Annotated in this window: 13 protein-coding genes and 5 tRNA genes; 13 read left to right on the top strand and 5 right to left on the bottom strand. The window is 62.0% G+C overall.

Annotated features, from left to right (window positions below; translation table 11 throughout):
- Nucleotides 1–50: 50 nt before the first annotated feature.
- Nucleotides 51–1100, top strand: coding sequence for a cytochrome P450 (locus HMPREF2559_RS08195; protein WP_070540255.1), 1050 nt, complete (start codon nt 51–53; stop codon nt 1098–1100).
- A 32-nt stretch (nt 1101–1132) separates the two neighbouring features.
- Here the strand turns inward: HMPREF2559_RS08195 and phoU are convergent, their stop codons facing one another.
- Together phoU and dusB are read right to left on the bottom strand one after the other, a co-directional pair.
- Nucleotides 1133–1861: a phosphate signaling complex protein PhoU gene (phoU, locus tag HMPREF2559_RS08190; RefSeq protein WP_066490302.1), complete on the bottom strand. Its 729-nt coding sequence runs from the start codon at nt 1859–1861 to the stop codon at nt 1133–1135.
- 265 nt (nt 1862–2126) lie between these two features.
- A complete protein-coding gene (gene dusB, locus HMPREF2559_RS08185) occupies nt 2127–3269 on the bottom strand; it encodes a tRNA dihydrouridine synthase DusB (protein ID WP_066490310.1) in 1143 nt (380 codons plus the stop codon).
- A gap of 125 nt (nt 3270–3394) precedes the next feature.
- Here dusB and HMPREF2559_RS08180 point away from each other — a divergent pair, with 125 nt between their 5' ends.
- The 4 genes from HMPREF2559_RS08180 to HMPREF2559_RS08170 all read left to right on the top strand — a co-directional run bounded on the left by HMPREF2559_RS08180 (nt 3395) and on the right by HMPREF2559_RS08170 (nt 9700).
- Entirely contained in the window at nt 3395–4891 is a 1497-nt protein-coding gene (locus tag HMPREF2559_RS08180) for a succinate CoA transferase (RefSeq protein WP_066490313.1), read from the top strand.
- A gap of 92 nt (nt 4892–4983) precedes the next feature.
- Nucleotides 4984–5056, top strand: a tRNA-Lys gene (locus HMPREF2559_RS08175).
- 358 nt (nt 5057–5414) lie between these two features.
- The gene (locus tag HMPREF2559_RS12780) at nt 5415–5813 is read left to right on the top strand and encodes a hypothetical protein (RefSeq protein WP_141759228.1); all 399 of its coding nucleotides are present in this window, start codon (nt 5415–5417) and stop codon (nt 5811–5813) included.
- Nucleotides 5814–6007: 194 nt separating this feature from the next.
- Nucleotides 6008–9700 (top strand): phosphoribosylformylglycinamidine synthase, encoded by a 3693-nt coding sequence (locus HMPREF2559_RS08170; protein ID WP_066490316.1) that lies wholly within the window; start codon nt 6008–6010, stop codon nt 9698–9700.
- A gap of 66 nt (nt 9701–9766) precedes the next feature.
- On the opposite strand, the gene HMPREF2559_RS08165 is transcribed toward HMPREF2559_RS08170, so the two are convergent.
- Nucleotides 9767–10099, bottom strand: a complete 333-nt coding sequence (locus tag HMPREF2559_RS08165; RefSeq protein WP_066490319.1) for a metal-sensitive transcriptional regulator — start codon at nt 10097–10099, stop codon at nt 9767–9769.
- Nucleotides 10100–10203: 104 nt separating this feature from the next.
- Between HMPREF2559_RS08165 and HMPREF2559_RS08160 the strand changes: the two genes are divergently transcribed.
- From HMPREF2559_RS08160 to HMPREF2559_RS08130, 6 genes are all read left to right on the top strand, one after another.
- Nucleotides 10204–10276, top strand: a tRNA-Glu gene (locus HMPREF2559_RS08160).
- A 36-nt stretch (nt 10277–10312) separates the two neighbouring features.
- Nucleotides 10313–10386: transfer RNA gene (locus HMPREF2559_RS08155), tRNA-Asp, on the top strand.
- 201 nt (nt 10387–10587) lie between these two features.
- Entirely contained in the window at nt 10588–12606 is a 2019-nt protein-coding gene (locus HMPREF2559_RS08145; RefSeq protein ID WP_168162242.1) for a vWA domain-containing protein, read from the top strand.
- A 128-nt stretch (nt 12607–12734) separates the two neighbouring features.
- Nucleotides 12735–12808: transfer RNA gene (locus HMPREF2559_RS08140), tRNA-Asp, on the top strand.
- A 19-nt stretch (nt 12809–12827) separates the two neighbouring features.
- A tRNA-Phe gene (locus HMPREF2559_RS08135) sits at nt 12828–12900 on the top strand.
- 193 nt (nt 12901–13093) lie between these two features.
- A complete protein-coding gene (locus HMPREF2559_RS08130; RefSeq protein ID WP_066490330.1) occupies nt 13094–13375 on the top strand; it encodes a GNAT family N-acetyltransferase in 282 nt (93 codons plus the stop codon).
- 77 nt (nt 13376–13452) lie between these two features.
- On the opposite strand, the gene epsC is transcribed toward HMPREF2559_RS08130, so the two are convergent.
- Both epsC and cysK read right to left on the bottom strand, forming a co-directional pair.
- Complete coding sequence (gene epsC, locus HMPREF2559_RS08125; protein WP_066490337.1) at nt 13453–14016, bottom strand: serine O-acetyltransferase EpsC; 564 nt, start codon at nt 14014–14016, stop codon at nt 13453–13455.
- 70 nt (nt 14017–14086) lie between these two features.
- Entirely contained in the window at nt 14087–15025 is a 939-nt protein-coding gene (gene cysK / locus HMPREF2559_RS08120) for a cysteine synthase A (protein ID WP_066490339.1), read from the bottom strand.
- A gap of 257 nt (nt 15026–15282) precedes the next feature.
- On the opposite strand from cysK, the gene ramA reads away from it, so the two are divergent.
- Together ramA and murA are read left to right on the top strand one after the other, a co-directional pair.
- A complete protein-coding gene (gene ramA, locus HMPREF2559_RS08115) occupies nt 15283–16122 on the top strand; it encodes an acetate metabolism transcriptional regulator RamA (RefSeq protein WP_066490341.1) in 840 nt (279 codons plus the stop codon).
- 10 nt (nt 16123–16132) lie between these two features.
- Entirely contained in the window at nt 16133–17401 is a 1269-nt protein-coding gene (gene murA / locus HMPREF2559_RS08110) for a UDP-N-acetylglucosamine 1-carboxyvinyltransferase (RefSeq protein ID WP_066490348.1), read from the top strand.
- Nucleotides 17402–17619 lie beyond the last annotated feature (218 nt).

Genomic DNA, 17619 nt, shown 5'->3' with positions numbered 1-17619 from the left:
AGTTACATGGAACTGCCGTCCTGGGGTGTTTCTTTTATAGACTGGTCGGCATGACTGATCCCCGCGCTTTCGGCGACCACCAGCATTCCCTCGGCACCCAGCTCGTGCACACCGACGCGGAGGTGATCGTCGTGGGTCACGCCGCCGCACGCGAGATCACGCTCGACCCGGCCTCCTATTCTTCTGGGGTGTCTGCGCACCTCCAGCTGCCCAACGGTCTCGATGGCGAGGAACACGCACGCTTCCGCACGCTGCTTGATATCTACCTCAATGCTGAGGTCGTGGCCGAGATGGATTTCCGCTCCGTCGCGCGTGACGTACTCGACCGCGCTGCGGATAGCCTCGACGCAGATCGCCTGGCAGCGCTCTTCAGCGTGCGCGCCATGCGGCACTGGCTGAGCTGGCCCGAGTCGCTAGAGGACCGTCTGCTGGATTGGGTTGCGGAGAACGCGCGCGCCGCGCGCTCGGGCGACCGCGCCTGGACGGCACGCGTCGCGGCGGAATACGACGAGATCATCACGGCCGCCCTCGAGGCCACTCCCGAGGGCTCCGTCACGTGGCATCTCGCGCACGACCACGGCCTTGAGCACGCTGAGATCGTCTCCATCCTGCGCAATTGGACGGCAGGGGACCTGGGCTCTATGGCCAAGTGCATTGGCGTCATTGTGCGTGCTCTCGCGGATAATGTGCCGCTCCAAGAGCGCCTGCGCGGCGGGGTGAGCCATATGGAGTTCGTTGCCATCGCGGACGAGCTGCTGCGTCTCGACGATCCCTTCGTCTCCAATCGCCGCGTGACCACTTGCCCGGTGCATGTGGCGGGGGAAGAGCTGGACGCCGGCACGCGTGTGCGCCTGCATTGGACTGCGGCCAACCGCGACCCCCACACGTTTAGGGGCTTTGATCCTGAAGGCCACGCCGCAGACAACCTGGTGTGGGGCGTGGGCGCGCATTATTGCCCGGGGAAGCCGTTATCTATGTACGAGCTTCACGCGTTCTTCGCGGAGCTGCTGCCGCGTTTCGACCTTGTGCCTTCCGGCGACGGCGAGCGTGACCTAGCCGGCGGCTGGGCCCGCACACCGGTTGTTTTGCGCGCTCGCTAAGGCGCGCCGATGGGGCGGCTGCGTGCCGCCGACTAGTTACGGAACTGCTTCGTGATGTCGGCGAAGCGTTCCTCGAAGTCCTCGGCGCGGGCTTCCTCATCCTTCTTCGCGAGGTAGCGCTCGGGGGCGAGTCCGGTGACGAGGAAGACGATGCGCGAGTTGACGCTCACGGCGTGGTCTGCGAAACGCTCGAAGAAGCGGGAGAGCAGTGCCATGTCGACCGCAGCGCGCGTGGACTCGGTCCACTCGCGTTGGGTGAGCACGGACATGAGGTGGCCATTGATGTCATCGACTGCGTCATCATCCTTGGCGGCCTGGATGGCGAGGTCAGGGTCTGGGGCGATGAGATTGTCACGCGTTTGCTCCAGGAGGTGAATGCACAAGCGTGTGTATTCCTCGAAGAAGCCACGGTAGGCGTCCGGAATGGCAGGTTCGGGATGGCGGCGGCGGGCGGCGGTCGCGATGTGCTTGGCGAGGTTGCCCATGCGGTAAAGGTCTTCCACGATGTAGATCGACGACACGACCTGGCGCAGATCCTTGCCCATGGGATTTTCGAGTGCGAGCAGGCTGACGGCGCGCTCCTCGCACCGAGCGCGGGTCTCCTCAAGATCGTCCTTGAGGGACAGGGCTTCTTCCGCCTTTTGGAGATCGGCGGTGAGCAGGCCAGATGAGGCCAGTTTCATCATTTGCTCGACGCCGTCACACATGCCAATGAGGTCGTGGGAGAAGTTGTCGAGATGTTCGCGGTATGCCGTACGCATGACTGTCATCCTATTACGCCATAGAAAGGATTGCACGGGAAAGGTGGGTCTACCCCCAAGAAATTTATGTCCAAAGAGGTAGGCGTAAGGAAGGGTATCGTCCATGTGGCCTACTAGGAGGTGCTGGAATTTACCTGCCGTTTACTCAATGATCATTTAAATAACCCGACGTGGCACGATTGTGCATGTGGTAAGGAGAATTACCTCGTGCGCACGGGGTGATAGTCGTTACGTGGGAGGGTGCTCGCATGGTAAGGCGGGGACCTTAACCGCCAGAATTCATAATGTCTGCGGCGTGGGGAACAGTGATGTCCTCCGGATCGTCGAGCCAGCCATCGGGCAGCGCGACCTTGGCGGGGGAGCCTTGGCGCCCGCGTGCACCGGCGGCATCGGCAGCCTTGGCCTCCGAGTCGGCCCAGGGTGAGAGGATCTCGCGCAACGCGTCGAGCGAAGTGACCTGGGCGAGCTTGGCCCGCACCTGGCCGCCCACGGGGAAGCCTCGCATGTACCAGCCGATGTGCTTGCGGATATCGCGCGCGGCGTGGTCTTCGCCGTCGTGCTCTGCCAGGAGCTCGGCATGGCGGACGATAATGCGGGTGACCTCGCCGAGTGTGGGCTCGTCCGGGATGGGCTCGCCGCGCAGCTGGGCGGAAAGCTCCGCGAAGAGCCAGGGGCGGCCCAGGCAGCCGCGGCCGACCTGCACGCCGTCGCAGCCCGTAGCATCCATCATGCGCTGTGCGTCGTCAGCGCGGAAGATATCGCCGTTGCCGAGGACGGGGACCTCGTCGCCCAGGTGTTCCTTGAGGCGCGCGATCTCGTCCCAACGAGCGTCGCCGGAATAGCGCTGCGCGGCCGTGCGTCCGTGGAGGGTGACGGCTGCTGCGCCATTGTCGACAGCAATCCGGCCGGCGTCGAGGTGTGTGTGGTGCTCATCATCGATGCCCACGCGCATTTTTACCGTGACCGGTACGTCCGTGCCTTCGGTGGCCTTGACGGCCGCGGCGACAATGTTGCCAAAGAGCTGGCGCTTATAGGGCAGGGCTGAACCGCCACCACGGCGGGTGACCTTGGGCACGGGACAACCGAAGTTCATATCGATGTGGTCAGCGAGGTTGTCGTCGACGATCATCTTCGCGGCGCGGTAGGTGTACTCCGGATCCACGGTGTAGAGCTGGAGCGAGCGTGGGGTTTCCTGCGGTGCGAACTCGATCATGTGCATGGTCTTCTCGTTGCGCTCCACGAGGGCGCGGGCGGTAATCATCTCGCAGACATAGAGGCCGGAGACTGTTCCCGTGCGCGCGAGTTCCTGCTCGCGGCAGAGGGTGCGAAAAGCCATGTTTGTTACACCCGCCATGGGCGCGAGGATGACGGGGGAGGCTAATTCGAGGGGACCGATGCGCAAATTCACCCCCTAATTGTGCCTTTTTTCGCAGGTTATAGGCAAATGGTGAAATAATCCTACACCCTTAACAGATCTTCGCTATTGTGTTCCAGGTAACTAACATTCGGTTTTACACCACAGGAGGAATCGCCTTGTCCGAGCGTATCGGTTTCTATCAGGACCTCGTTGTTTCCGCTGAGGAAGCGGCTAAGTTCGTCAACCACGGCGACCGTGTCGGCATTTCCGGCTTCACCGGTGCTGGCTACCCGAAGGCCCTGCCCACTGCGATCGCAGAGAAGGCGAAGGCCGCTCACGCTGCTGGTGAAGAATTCCAGATCGACGTCTTCTCCGGTGCGTCCACCGCCCCGGACTGCGACGGCGTTCTCGCCGAGGCAGACGCCATTCGCTTCCGCTCCCCGTACAACTCCGATCCGGTGCTGCGCGGCAAGTTCAATGATGGTTCCGCCCTCTACCAGGACATTCACCTGTCCCACTCGGGCCAGCAGGTGGAGGAAGGCTTCTATGGTGACTTCCAGGTCGCCATCATTGAGGCCGTCCGCATCCTCGACAACGGCAACATCGTGCCGTCGTCGGCCGTGGGCAACAATCTCGAGTACATCGAAGCCGCAGAGCGCATCATCATCGAGGTCAACGAGTGGCAGTCTGAGCACCTCGAGGGCATGCACGACATCTACAAGATTGAAAAGCTGCCCAACCGCCAGCCGATTCCGATCACCAAGCCGGGCGACCGCGTGGGCACCACCTACATCGAGATTCCGCAGGAGAAGGTCGTCGCCGTCGTGAAGACCGACGCTCCGGACCGCAACGCCCCGTTCAAGGCGCCGGATGAGGTCTCGGAGAAGATCGCTGCGAACTTTATTAACTTCCTCGAGGGCGAGGTAGCTGCCGGTCGCTTGGCCTACGACCAGTTCATCATGCAGTCCGGCGTGGGTAACGTCCCGAACGCCGTTATGGCGGGCCTGCTCGACTCCAAGTTTGAGAATATCCAGGCCTACACCGAGGTTATCCAGGACGGCATGATTGACCTTATCGACGCCGGCAAGATGACCATGGCATCCGCAACCTCCTTCGCGCTGTCTCCGGAGTACGCGGACCGCATGAACGAAAAGGCGGAGAAGTACAAGGAGCACATCATCCTGCGTCCGCAGCAGATCTCCAACCATCCGGAGGTCATCCGCCGCGTAGGCCTCATTGCCTCCAACGGCATGATTGAGGCCGACATCTACGGCAACATCAACTCCACCAACGTGGGCGGCACTCGCATCATGAACGGCACCGGTGGCTCCGGCGACTTCACCCGCAACGCCTACATCTCCACGTTCGTCTCCCCGTCTGTGGCCAAGGATGGCGCCATCTCCGCTATCGTTCCGTTCGCGTCCCACATCGACCACACGGAGCACGACACGATGGTCATCATCACCGAGTACGGTGTTGCTGATTTGCGCGGCCTGGCTCCCAAGGAACGCGTGGAGAAGGTCATCTCCGTTGCTCACCCGGACTACCGCCCGCTGCTCGAGGAGTACTACGAGCGCGCAAAGCAGAACAAGTTCCAGCACACCCCGCACGATCTGAAGACGGCCTTCGACTTCCAGATCAACTTCGCGGAGAAGGGCGACATGCGCGGCTAATCCCTCGCATGCGCTGAGCGTAGGTCACCCTGGGGACTACCCCGGGGTGATTTCGCTTCCACACAACCTCACCGCTAAACTAGGTGGGCGTTGGGCCTTTAGCTCAGTTGGTAGAGCTACGGACTTTTAATCCGCAGGTCCCGGGTTCGAGCCCCGGAGGGCCCACCGATAATCCCTCGGCTGCACAGCGGCCGGGGGATTTATGCTTGCGGTGGGTGAGCGGCGAGAAGCGCTGCAACGGTATGTCAATTCCACGTGCACAGGCGTAGCCGTGTCTTATGATTTATGTGTCTTCGCCTCTCGATAGGCGTCTGTTTCGTCGTCTCTAAGGTGTCTCATATCCTCCATCTTTCGTGCCACTGCCGCGGCTGTTCTCCTTGTCCCTCTTGCTCTAGCAGGGTGTTCCGGCGAAGGTGAGGCCGGTCCGCGCACAGTAACTATGACGGTTCCAGCGCCGGCTGATCCGAGCACAGAGTCGCACCAGCCCGCTCCTCGCACCGCGGAGAAGACCCCTGCCGAAGCCATGAGCACCGCCGTACCTGCAGCGCCTGCGGCACAACCGCACAGCAATAACATCGCCGCGAATCCCGAGCAAATTGGCGGTTATTGCGGAATGACATCAGACGGGGTTAGGGTCGACGCCAATGATGATGCATCATGCGCGTTTGCCATGGCGATTTATGATGCCGCCATTGCGCAGGCATACGAATCTCGGGCAGGCGCAAGCGGCAATATTGTGCTTGCGACTGTCAACGATTTCCAAGTGACAAGTTCCGTCACCGGTCAAACTTATACGCTAAGTTGCTTTGTCGGTACGGCCGGCCAGGCGCTTATTTGTTCCCAGCCCTCAAGTCCTTACGGAAACTCTGGGGGAGCAGTGTTCAATCGCGAGAAAACCGGTTGGCATTCCATCCTCGGCTGAGACTGCAGAAAGAGGCATCGGATAGCCCATGTATCCCTGTGACACCGTTGTGTACCGTCAGCCTCCGCAGAATCGAGTCGCGGGGGTGCCCTGCACGCTAGGATAGCGGGGGATTAGTACGCGGTGTCGCAAGTCCATATACTTGCTGGCAGAACCGTAAAACTTCGACTATTACTAGCTATCTGGGAGGCGCGATGGTTCAGCGTGTGTACGTGGAAAATCGGGAGGGCGGCCACGCAGCTGCACTCTCGGCGGAGTACGGAGTGGCGGTGCGCATGCTCAATCGCTACGACGTGGAGGGCACGACCGACGCCGAGTTCGCCACCGCCGTCAACCTCGTGCTCGCAGAGCCGCAGGTCGACAACATGTACGCCACGCTCGAGGAGGCCGGCCTGGACGGCAAGGCCATCCTCGCCGTCGAGCCGCTGCCCGGCCAGTTTGACCAGCGCGCGGACTCCGCGGCACAGTGCATCCAGTTCCTCTTTGAAAAAGAGCGCCCCACCGTCCGTACGGCCGTCCTCTACGCCGTGGACGGAGAAATTCCGGAGGCCATGCGCGCCGGGCTCATTAACCCGGTCGAGGCCCGCGAGGCCTCCCTCGAGCTTCCCGAGGCTCTCGTTGTCGAGGCCCCACGCCCAGCAGACGTCGCACGGCTTACCGGCTTTACCGAGCTTTCCGATGCCGCCCTTCCCGAGGTCGTCGCCTCCCACGGCCTGGCCATGGACGTCGACGACGCCATGCTCGTGCGCGATTATTTCCAGTCGGAGAAGCGCGACCCGACCATTACTGAGCTCAAGGTCATCGACACCTACTGGTCGGACCACTGCCGTCACACCACCTTCGAGACGGTCCTCGACAACATCGAGTTCCACGACCCGGCCGTGGAGGCCGCGTACAACGACTACCTTGCTGCGCGCGACTCCATTGGTCGCACCAAGCCGGTGACGCTCATGGACATGGGGACCATTGCCGCGAAGGTCCTGCGCGCCACGGGCAAGCTCGACGCGCTCGACGTCTCCGAGGAGATCAACGCCTGCACCGTCCACGTCACCATCACGGTCGACGGCAAGGATGAACCGTGGCTCTTCCTGTTCAAGAACGAGACTCATAACCACCCGACGGAGATCGAGCCCTTCGGTGGCGCGGCGACCTGCATCGGCGGCGCCATCCGCGACCCGCTGTCCGGCCGCGGTTACGTCTACGGCGCGATGCGCATCTCCGGCTCCGGAAACCCGCTCGAGACCACCACGCGTGCCGGCAAGCTGCCGCAGAAGACCATCGCGCGTACCGCCGCCGCAGGCAACTCCTCTTACGGTAACCAGATCGGCCTGGCCACCGGCCTCGTCGACGAGGTCTACCACCCGGGCTACGTCGCCAAGCACCTCGAGATGGGTGCCGTCGTCGCCGGCGCCCCAGCCGAGAACGTCCGCCGTGAGGTCCCGGACGCGGGCGACGTCGTCGTCCTCGTCGGCGGCGCCACTGGCCGCGATGGCATCGGCGGCGCCACGGGTTCCTCCAAGTCGCACAACGTGGAGTCCCTGACCACTGCGGGCTCCGAGGTCCAGAAGGGCAACGCGCCCGAGGAGCGCAAGCTCCAGCGCCTCTTCCGCAACCCGGAGTTCTCCAAGCTCATCAAGCGCTGTAACGACTTTGGCGCTGGCGGCGTCTCCGTCGCCGTGGGCGAGCTCGCCGATTCCATCGACATCGACCTGGACACCGTGCCCAAAAAGTACGAGGGCCTCGACGGCACCGACCTGGCTCTCTCCGAGTCCCAGGAACGCATGGCCGTCGTCGTCGAAGCCAAGGACGCGCAGCGCCTCATCGAGCTCGCGAACGAGGAAAACCTCACCGCCACCATCGTCGCCAACGTCACCGACTCGGGACGCGTGCGCATGACCTGGCGCGGCGACACCATCGTCGACCTCTCCCGTGAATTCCTCGCCACCAACGGCGCGGACAAGCATGTGGACGTGCGTATCGAGCCCTCCACCGACTGGCGCGCAGCTGGCCGCGAGTGGGCTCACAAGGACTCCTCCTTCCGCGAGTCCTTCCTCGCGATGGCGGGCGACCTCAACGTCGCCTCCAAGCAGGGCCTGTCCGAGCGCTTCGACTCCACCGTCGGCGCCGGCACCGTCCTCATGCCTTTTGGCGGCTCCCGCCAGGCCACCCCGATTCAGGCCATGGCCCACACCTTCCCGGTCATGGGGGAGACCACGGACTGCTCCGTGATGTCCTGGGGCTACAACCCGTACGTCACCGAGGCTAGCCCGTACCACGGCGCCTACCTTGCCGTCGTCGAGTCCGTGGCCAAGCTCATCGCTACCGGTTCTTCCATCGACGAGACCTACCTGTCCATGCAGGAGTATTTCCAGCGCATGGACTCCGCCACCGCATGGGGCAAGCCTGCCGCGGCCCTGCTGGGTACCATCAAGGCTCAGCTCGGCTTGGGTGTGGGCGCCATCGGCGGCAAGGACTCCATGTCCGGCACCTTCGAGGAACTGCACGTCCCGCCCACGGTCATCTCTGTCGCCGTGAGCCACGAGACCACTGACCACATTGCGTCCAACCACTTCACCGGCGCTGGCCACGCCGTCACGCTGCTCTCCCCGGAGCTTGCCGATGCCGCCGACACCGCGCTCGTCGGCTTGCCCACCCCCGAGTCCCTCCTCGCCAGCTTCGCGACCGTCACGGAGCTCCTGCGCTCCGGCCAGGTCACCGCGGCCTACACCCCGGGCTTCGGCGGCGTGGCCGAGGCCGTGCTCAAGATGTCGCTGGGCGAGGGCCTGGGCTTCGCTTTCGCAGACGACGCCCCGCTCTATGACTACAACTACGGTGCGTTCGTCCTCGAGTGGGCTGAGGACGCCACCCCGTCCGCTGGTACCGCGCTGGGCGAGACCACCGCAGACGGCTTCACCTTCCGTGCCGAGACCGTCTCATCCGCTGACGCCGAGGCCGCCTACCGCGCCACCCTCGAGCCCATCTACCCGTCCGAGGCGCCGCAGTCTGGCTCCACTGAGCTTTCCTCTGCTCCCGCAGACGTGCCAGCGGCTGCGCCGGCTGCCGCTGCGCCCACTCGCGTCGCGGGCAGCTCCGCCCCGCGCGCACTCATTCCGGTCTTCCCGGGCACCAACACCGAATACGACTCCGCGAAGGCGCTGCAGCGCGCCGGTATCGAGCCAGAAATCCTCGTCGTGCGCAACCGCACGCCTGAAGACATTGCCGAGTCCGTCGAGCGCATGGCAGCCGCCCTGGACCGCTCGCAGATGCTGTACCTGCCGGGCGGTTTCTCCGGCGGTGACGAACCGGACGGCTCCGCGAAGTTCATGACGTCCTTCCTACGCAACCCAGCGCTCACCGCTGGCGTCCACACACTGCTCGATGAGCGCGGCGGCCTCATCCTGGGTATCTGCAACGGCTTCCAGGCGCTCATCAAGCTGGGCCTTGTTCCGGGCGGCGCCATCTCCGAGCCGGGTACCGAGTCCCCGACGCTGACGTTCAACACCATTGGCCGTCACCAGTCGCGCATCTCGCGTGTCAAGGTCGTCAACAACGACTCGCCGTGGCTCAGCAAAGTTAACGTCGGCGATGTCTTTACCGTGCCGATCTCCCACGGCGAGGGCCGCATCACCGCCGGCGAGTCCGAGTGGGCGCGCCTCAAGGAGGCTGCCGCGACCCAGTACGTCGATGCCGCAGGCAACCCGGCGATGGACATCGATGTCAACCCGAACGGCTCGCTGTTCGCCCTCGAGGGCATCATGTCCGCCGACGGCCGCGTGCTGGGCAAGATGGGCCACTCCGAGCGCATCTCCGCCACTACGTACAAGAACGTGCCAGGCGAGTATGACATGTTGCTCTTCGAGTCCGCTGCGGAGTTCTTCACCAAGTAACCCGCAACCGAAACAAGGCGCCTTACCGATAACCGGTAAGGCGCCTATCGCGTGGGGCCAGCGCTGCTAGTTCTTCACGAGCTTCTTAATCGCCGTCATGGCTTCCTCGAGCTTTTCCTGGGCCACGTGACCATCCTCGGCAGCGGCGCCAGCGACACAGTGCGCGATGTGGTCTTGGAGCAGCGCCAGCGAGACGTTTTCTAGTGCGGAGGTTACCGCGGAGATCTGCGTAATGATGTCGATGCAGTACTGGTCCTCGTCGATCATCCGGTGAATGCCACGCGTTTGGCCCTCAATTCGCTTGAGTCGAGCCAAATATTGCTTCTTTGAAATCTCCGACTGGTTGTAGCCATGCGTGCCGGGGGCGTGGCAGCCGCAGGGTTCTGCCTGTTCAGCCATGGTTTTTCAACTCCTCCTACGGGCGATTTTGTTGCATGGGGATCACTCCAGTATATTTCTAGGAGGTCGCATGTTGCACACTGCTGTGAGCGAACATGTACCGGGCCCCCATCGTCTAGCGGCCTAGGACACCGCCCTTTCACGGCGGCGGCACGGGTTCGAATCCCGTTGGGGGTACGAAGATTCTTTCTTCGTACAGAAAAAATCGAATATGGCCCTGTGGCGCAGTTGGTTAGCGCGCCGCCCTGTCACGGCGGAGGTCGCGGGTTCAAGTCCCGTCAGGGTCGCATTGTGTGACGCACTCGGTCCTTGCTTGGTTTCAAGTAAGGACCGAGTGTTTTCTGTTCTGTTCCAGGTGCGACCTTTTGTCATCTCCGGTACTTTTGTGTAGTAAATCACTCTTCTCTGTGCAAAGGCTAGGTTAGATGGCTACATCGCATTTCTCGCCTCGCACGTGGGGCGCAGTTCTTTCAATAATTTTCCTCAGTTTGCTGGTCGTCCCGTTCGCGGCCGCGCAGTCCGAGGAATCGTCCACGGCAGCGTCGTCTACAGCGCCGAGCTCAGACGCGGGACCGACGAGCGATAAACAGTCCAAGGTGGCGCTTGTTATGGACGCCTCGTTCTCCATGGCGGATCCAGAAAGCGAGGGCGGCCCATCGAAGATGCAGGTGGCCAAGGACGCGTCGAACCAGCTCGTCGATAAGCTTCCGGACAGCGCCCTTGTCGGCGCCGTCGCGTATGGCTCCAAGGAGTCGAATGCGCCGGATAATAAAGAGCGTGGTTGCCAGGATATTTCCGTGCTATCGCCGGTCGGGCGGATCGACAAGGCCGGGCTGAAAGACAGCTTTAATGCTTTGGAGCCCAAGGGCTACACTCCCATCGGAAACTCGCTGAAGAAGGCCGCGGAGCAGCTCAAAGCTGCCGGCGGCGAGGGCGAGAATTCCATCGTGCTCGTCTCGGACGGCATCGACACCTGCGCGCCGCCACCGGTGTGCGACGTGGCCAAGGAGCTTGCTGCTGACGGCGTGGGGCTCACGGTTCACACCATTGGATTCCAGGTCGACGAGAAGGCGCAGTCTGAGCTGGATTGCGTCGCTAAGGCAACGGGTGGCCAGTCGCTCGCTGCAGCGAATGCTGCTGAGCTTGCGCAGAACATGGAGTTCCTCACGCTGCGTTCTGTCAACATGTACGAGGCGCGGGGCACCCCGTTCGAGTTCGCCGATGATCCAGACAGTGCCAAGTATCTCGGGGAGGGCACCTACCACACGAAGGTCCTGCCCCGTATGGGTAAGAACGAGGCCGAGGATCGTCCGTTCTACACCAAGCTTTCCGTGCCTGAGGGCTACAACGCGTATGTCACGGTTTTCGCTATCCCAGAGCAGAACGCGGATGGTAAGGTAACTTCGGACATCTTCTCCACGGTCGAGGCTGAAAACCCTGCGCCCAACTGTGAGGGCTACGCGACCACGGTACAGCCGAGCCCACGCACGACGAGCGGCGGCCGTTACACGCCGCCCTATTCCGCCAGCGTGCTGGTGCAAAACGAAAAGCAGCCCGAGGACGAGGAAAATCGTTGTATCAAGATGGACGATTGGGACATCGTGACAACGCTGTACTTCGCTGACACGCTCAGCTCCGACCAGGTCAACCAGGATGTCGAGCTAGACGTTGAGGTCAACGTGCAGTACGTCAAGGCTGGCGCGTTCGCTGGCGACGAAAAGAAGCCGTATGCGTCTCGTGAGCTCCCTGGGGTCACGCAGATTGAGGAGGGCGCACCTGTGGCCGGTGGCGCTACCTTCGACTCCGCGGCAGCCGTGACGCCGGGGGAGACCTATAACGACGCCATCGTTGACGGCGAATATCGCTTCTATAAGTTTGATGTGCCCTACGGCAAGCGTCCGGTCGTGACTGTGCAGGGGCGCAAGACGGTCGCGGAGCACCAGAGCTACGGCTTGCAGTGGGATTTTTATAACCCCACGCGTGGCAGCGTGCTTGCCGGAGAAGATATCTACGTGGGAAGCGAAGAAGAAGTGAATCGCAGCGCCGGCGATTCCGCCGTGCAATGGGCTAACCGTACCGAGTACATCGATGGACCCCTGACGCTCCCCGGCACGTACTATCTCGTCTTCGCAAAGAGCGTGAATGGTAACAAGCACGATCGTACGGCGGGCATAGACCAGGGCTACTCGTTCAAGGTGGAGCTCGACGGTGAGCCGATGGACGGTCCCGAGTTCACGCCCAACTTTGAGCCAGGTGCCGAGCCTTCCGATACCCCCATCAACCTTGCGTCGGCCTCAGAAGACCTCGAAAAGGCCGCTGAGACGACCACGACCGAGGATGCGCCCAAGGAAGGGGACAATGCAGAGCAGCAGTCCGCTGATGTCGCACAGGCCGGTGAGGACTCTGCTGGTGGCAGTAACCTCAAGGGCATGCTCATCGGTGCTGGAGTCGTTCTCCTTATCGCGGTGGGCGCTGCGGGCGGATTCCTGCTCGCTCGTCGCAAATAGTATGTACGTCTAAGTTCTTCACCATGTCACCGTCCTAGAAAGGGGTGGTGACATGGTGATTTGTGTGATTTTAGGGTTGTTGTGTAGAGTAACTACTCGTGCCAGAGAGCACAACAACAATAGAATATGGCCCTGTGGCGCAGTTGGTTAGCGCGCCGCCCTGTCACGGCGGAGGTCGCGGGTTCAAGTCCCGTCAGGGTCGCCGAAGTCATCTGACTTCTGGCCAGATAGCTCAGTCGGTAGAGCACACGCCTGAAAAGTGTGGGGTCGCCAGTTCGATCCTGGCTCTGGCCACAAAATACTCCTCGTTCCGGTTTCCGGAGCGAGGATTTTTTGTTGTGCTGCCTTAAGCCCGGATTTCAGGATAAAGAAGCGGCTACAACTCACAGCATCTAGGGTCTTCGTTGTCCTGAACTGCCGCCGCGCGGCTGGGATGGGGGAGGACCGAGGTCTCGACGGGGAGGCGGGGTTTCGGCATAATGGCGACATGGATATCAACGTTGCACAGCAGACCGACCAGTCCCGCTACGTCATCACCGTCGATGGTGAAGAAGCTGGCTTCGCCGACTACAAGGACTCCGCTCAGGTTCGCGAGTTCGACCACACAGTCGTCCATGACGAATTCCAGGGCAAGGGCCTGTCCAAGCCGCTCATCAAGTTCGCGCTCGATGACACCCGCGCGGCAGGACGCTCCATTATCCCCACCTGCTCGGCCGTGGAGCGCTTCATCAGCAAGAATCCGGAGTACCAGGACCTCGTGGCCTCTTAGAGCCTGAGAAACGAACGAGAGCCCCATGCACTGCATGGGGCTCTTGGCGTGGCCCTACGAGGGGGCATCGGCAAGCTTTAGATGTAGTAGTCCGGGTCGACGAGCTTGATGCGCTCGTTGGGATTGCGTGGGCGGTTCTTCGCCGGGATGCCCGTAGCGATGTGGTCTGGCGGCACGTCTTTGGTGACGACGGCATTGGCGCCTACGGCCGAGCCGGAGCCTACCGTGATGGGGCCGAGGACCTTCGCGCCGGCGCCAATGGTGACGTTATCGCCGATGGTGGGGTGGCGCTTGGTTTGTGTGAGGACCTGGCCACCCAAGGTCACACCGTGGTAGAGCATGACGCCGTCGCCGATCTCCGCGGTCTCGCCGATGACGATGCCCATGCCGTGGTCGATGAAGAAACGGCGGCCGATCGTGGCGCCCGGGTGGATCTCCACGCCGGTGAAGAAGCGGTTGATTTGCGCGAGAATGCGCGCAGGGCCTCTCCAGCCTCGCTTCCACATCCAGTGGCTGATGCGGTGGCTCCAGATGGCGTGGAGGCCGGAATACACGATGGCATTCTCTATGTCGCCGCGCGCGGCGGGGTCATGATCTCGGGCGTTGGCGAGATCCTCGCGGATTCTGGAAAGAATGCTCATGGGCACCCACTCTAATAGGTATGAAAAACCGCCCGCCAAAATGGCGGGCGCTTTTATTTAGCGGTAAATCTTATGCCTCGCGGATGTCCTCGAACAGGACGGTGGAGACGTAGCGCTCACCGAAGTCAGGAGCGACGACGACGATGGTCTTGCCTTCGAACTCCGGGCGGTCAGCCAGCTTCAGAGCGGCGGAGACGTTCGCACCGGTGGAGATGCCGACGAGCAGGCCCTCCTCGGTGGCGAGCTTACGAGCGGTCTCGATGGACTCCTCGTTGGTAGCCGTGAGGATCTCGTCGAGTAGCTTGCGGTCGAGAACCTCCGGGATGAAGTTGGCACCCAGGCCCTGGATCTTGTGCGGGCCAGCCTTGCCCTCGGTGAGCAGCGGGGAGGAAGCCGGCTCGACAGCAGCGAGGTAGAGGTCTGCGTTCTTCTCCTTGAGGAACTTGCCGGCACCGGAGACGGTGCCGCCTGTGCCGACGCCGGCGACGAAAGCGTCAACCTTGCCCTCGGTGTCGTTCCAGATCTCCGGGCCGGTGGTGGCGTAGTGGATAGCCGGGTTGGCCTCGTTGCCGAACTGGCGAGCCAGGATAGCGTTCTCGTTCTGGGCGACGATCTCGTTTGCCTTGTCGACAGCGCCCTGCATGCCAGCGGCGCCCGGGGTGAGGACGAGCTCTGCGCCGTATGCGCGCAGGACAACCTTGCGCTCGTTGGACATGGTCTCCGGCATGGTGAGGATGACCTTGTAGCCCTTGGCTGCACCAGCCAGGGCGAGGGCGATACCTGTGTTACCGGAGGTTGCCTCGACGATGGTGCCGCCCGGCTTGAGGTCGCCGGACTTCTCCGCGGCCTCGACGATGGCCTTACCGATGCGGTCCTTGACGGAGTTAGCCGGGTTGAAGGACTCAACCTTCACGAGAACCTCGGCCTTCTTGCCCTCAACAAGGCGGTTAAGGCGCACCAGCGGCGTGCCGCCGATGGTGTCGAGAATGGAATCAAATACCTGCGCCATGGTGTGTGGCCTCCTAAAATCTGTTGGTCTTTCTTTGCTAGCGCCGATCCTACACTATCGTCCTAGACCGATCGGTTCGCAAATTCTAGACAGATATTTATTCTCTTTGGTGGAATGTTTACGATGCGGAATTAGGGTAGAGGGGTGGGTGTGGTTTACGATTACCCCCGTAAGCCGAAAACCTATCGGATATTTGCCCGCTTCCCTGAGTGGGACTAGGGCACCTTATTGGGTGTCCCCGAGCCTGGAGTAGTTACATGGATACGCCCCGCATCAAAGATGACGAAGAAGCCGTCCGCGCCGCGCTTTCTTCCCTGAAAAACGCCACCGGAATTCCCGTCACCATGTATGGCACGCTGCTGGCGGATAACCGCCTGCAAATTACACAGTGGGTGGGCCTGCGTACTCCGGCTCTCCAGAACCTCATCATTGACGCTGGCGTCGGCGTCGGTGGTCGCGTGGTCTCCACCCGCCGCGCCGTGGGTGTCACGGATTATGCTCGTGCCAACACCATCTCCCACGAGAATGACCGCGCCATGCAGGACGAAGGTCTCCACTCCATCGTGGCTGTCCCCGTCATCGTGCAGCGTGAGATTCGTGGTGTTCTCTACGTTGGCGTGCACTCGCCGGTGCGCCTGGGGGACAAGGTCATCGAAGAAGTAACGATGACTGCTCGCTCCCTCGAGCAGGACCTCGCTGTCAACTCCGCCATGCGCCGCGCCGATGGCGCCAAGGGTGCTGCGGCACGCGGCAACGTCATGAACGGTGCTGAGTGGGAGCAGATTCGTTCCACGCATTCCAAGCTGCGCATGCTGGCTAACCGTGTCGAGGACGATGATTTGCGCCGCGAGCTCGAGATGCTCTGCGACCAGATGGTCTCTCCGGTTCGCGTCAAGCAGTCTACGAAGCTGTCTGCCCGTGAGCTCGACGTGCTTTCTTGTGTGGCGCTGGGCCACACCAACATCGAGGCCGCCGAAGAAATGGGAATCGGTGCCGAGACCGTCAAGTCCTATTTGCGCTCCGTGATGCGCAAGTTGGGCGCACACACGCGTTACGAAGCGGTGAACGCGGCTCGCCGTATTGGCGCCTTGCCGTAAACTGTCCCGTGTGAAAGACATCTTTAACGTAACCGGTGGAGCCCGGCTTGCAGGCACCGTCAAGGTTGATGGCGCCAAGAACAGCGTGCTGAAGCTCATGGGAGCCGCGCTGCTTGCAGAGGGCACCACAACCCTGACCAACTGCCCGGAAATCCTCGACGTGCCTTTGATGAAAAAGGTGCTTGAGGGCCTGGGATGCATCGTGACCATCGACGGCGACCGCGTGGAAATCACCACGCCGGCGGAATTGCGTTCCGATGCCGACTTCGATGCCGTCCGCCAGTTCCGTGCGTCCGTCTGTGTCCTGGGGCCATTGACTGCGCGGTGCGGCCACGCCAAGGTCGCTCTCCCCGGCGGCGATGCCATCGGCTCTCGCCCGCTCGACATGCACCAGTCCGGCTTGGAAAAGCTCGGCGCCGTCACTCGCATTGAACATGGCGCCGTCGTCGCCGAGGCCGAAGCCCTCCGCGGCGCAAAGATCTCCATCGATTTCCCCTCGGTGGGTGCGACCGAGAACATCATTACGGCCGCAGTCCTGGCTTCGGGCGTCACGATCCTCGACAATGCGGCACGCGAGCCCGAGATTGTCGATCTGTGTTCGATGCTGGTTTCCATGGGTGCAAAGATCGAAGGCGCGGGCACGTCGACCATCACCATTGAGGGCGTTCCTTCGCTTCATCCCACCGAGCATGAGGTCATCGGCGACCGTATCGTCGCCGGTACCTGGGGTTACGCCGCAGCCATGACGCGGGGCGACATTACGGTAACCGGCATCGCGCCGCGGCACCTGCACCTGCCGCTGGAGAAGCTCAAGCTCGCCGGCGCGAATGTTGAGACCTACGAGAATGGTTTCCGGGTGCGCATGGACGGCCGCCCGAAGGCCGTCAACTACCAAACGCTGCCGTTCCCGGGATTCCCCACGGACCTTCAGCCCATGGCCATCGGGCTGTCCACCGTGGCAGAGGGGATGACCATGATCACGGAGAACGTTTTCGAGTCACGCTTCCGCTTCGTGGACGAGATGCTCCGTTTGGGTGCGAAGGCGACGGTGGATGGCCACCACGTTGTTATCCGCGGCAAGGAAAAGCTTTCTTCTACGCACGTGTGGTCCTCGGACATTCGTGCCGGCGCCGGTCTCGTGCTCGCCGCCCTGTGCGCGGACGAGGTCTCTACCGTCCACGATGTCTTCCATATCGACCGTGGATACCCGAATTTCGTGGAGAACCTCACCGCTCTCGGTGCCACTATCGAGCGTGCACAGGAAGAAACCTTCTATTAACCACGATTCGGGATCGCCAGGTAGGTGCTGCGAAAGTGCTACTTACCTGGCGATTTGCGCGTTTTCAAAGGCTCGCCTATATTTATCCGAGCTGCCAGCGAGATGGCCGAAAGGTTACGAGCTAGCGGCAATCAAACCGAATCGACATGGATTTGACTTATAAAATTCATTTCGTTAAGTTTGAACAAGTCGCTTGAGAGCAACTCGTTAAGGGTTGT

The sequence above is a fragment of the Corynebacterium sp. HMSC072G08 genome (assembly GCF_001809185.1).
Classification (GTDB): Bacteria; Actinomycetota; Actinomycetes; order Mycobacteriales; family Mycobacteriaceae; genus Corynebacterium; species Corynebacterium phoceense.
Note: the sequence above shows the minus strand (reverse complement) of the source record. Positions and strands in the feature narration are given on the sequence as shown.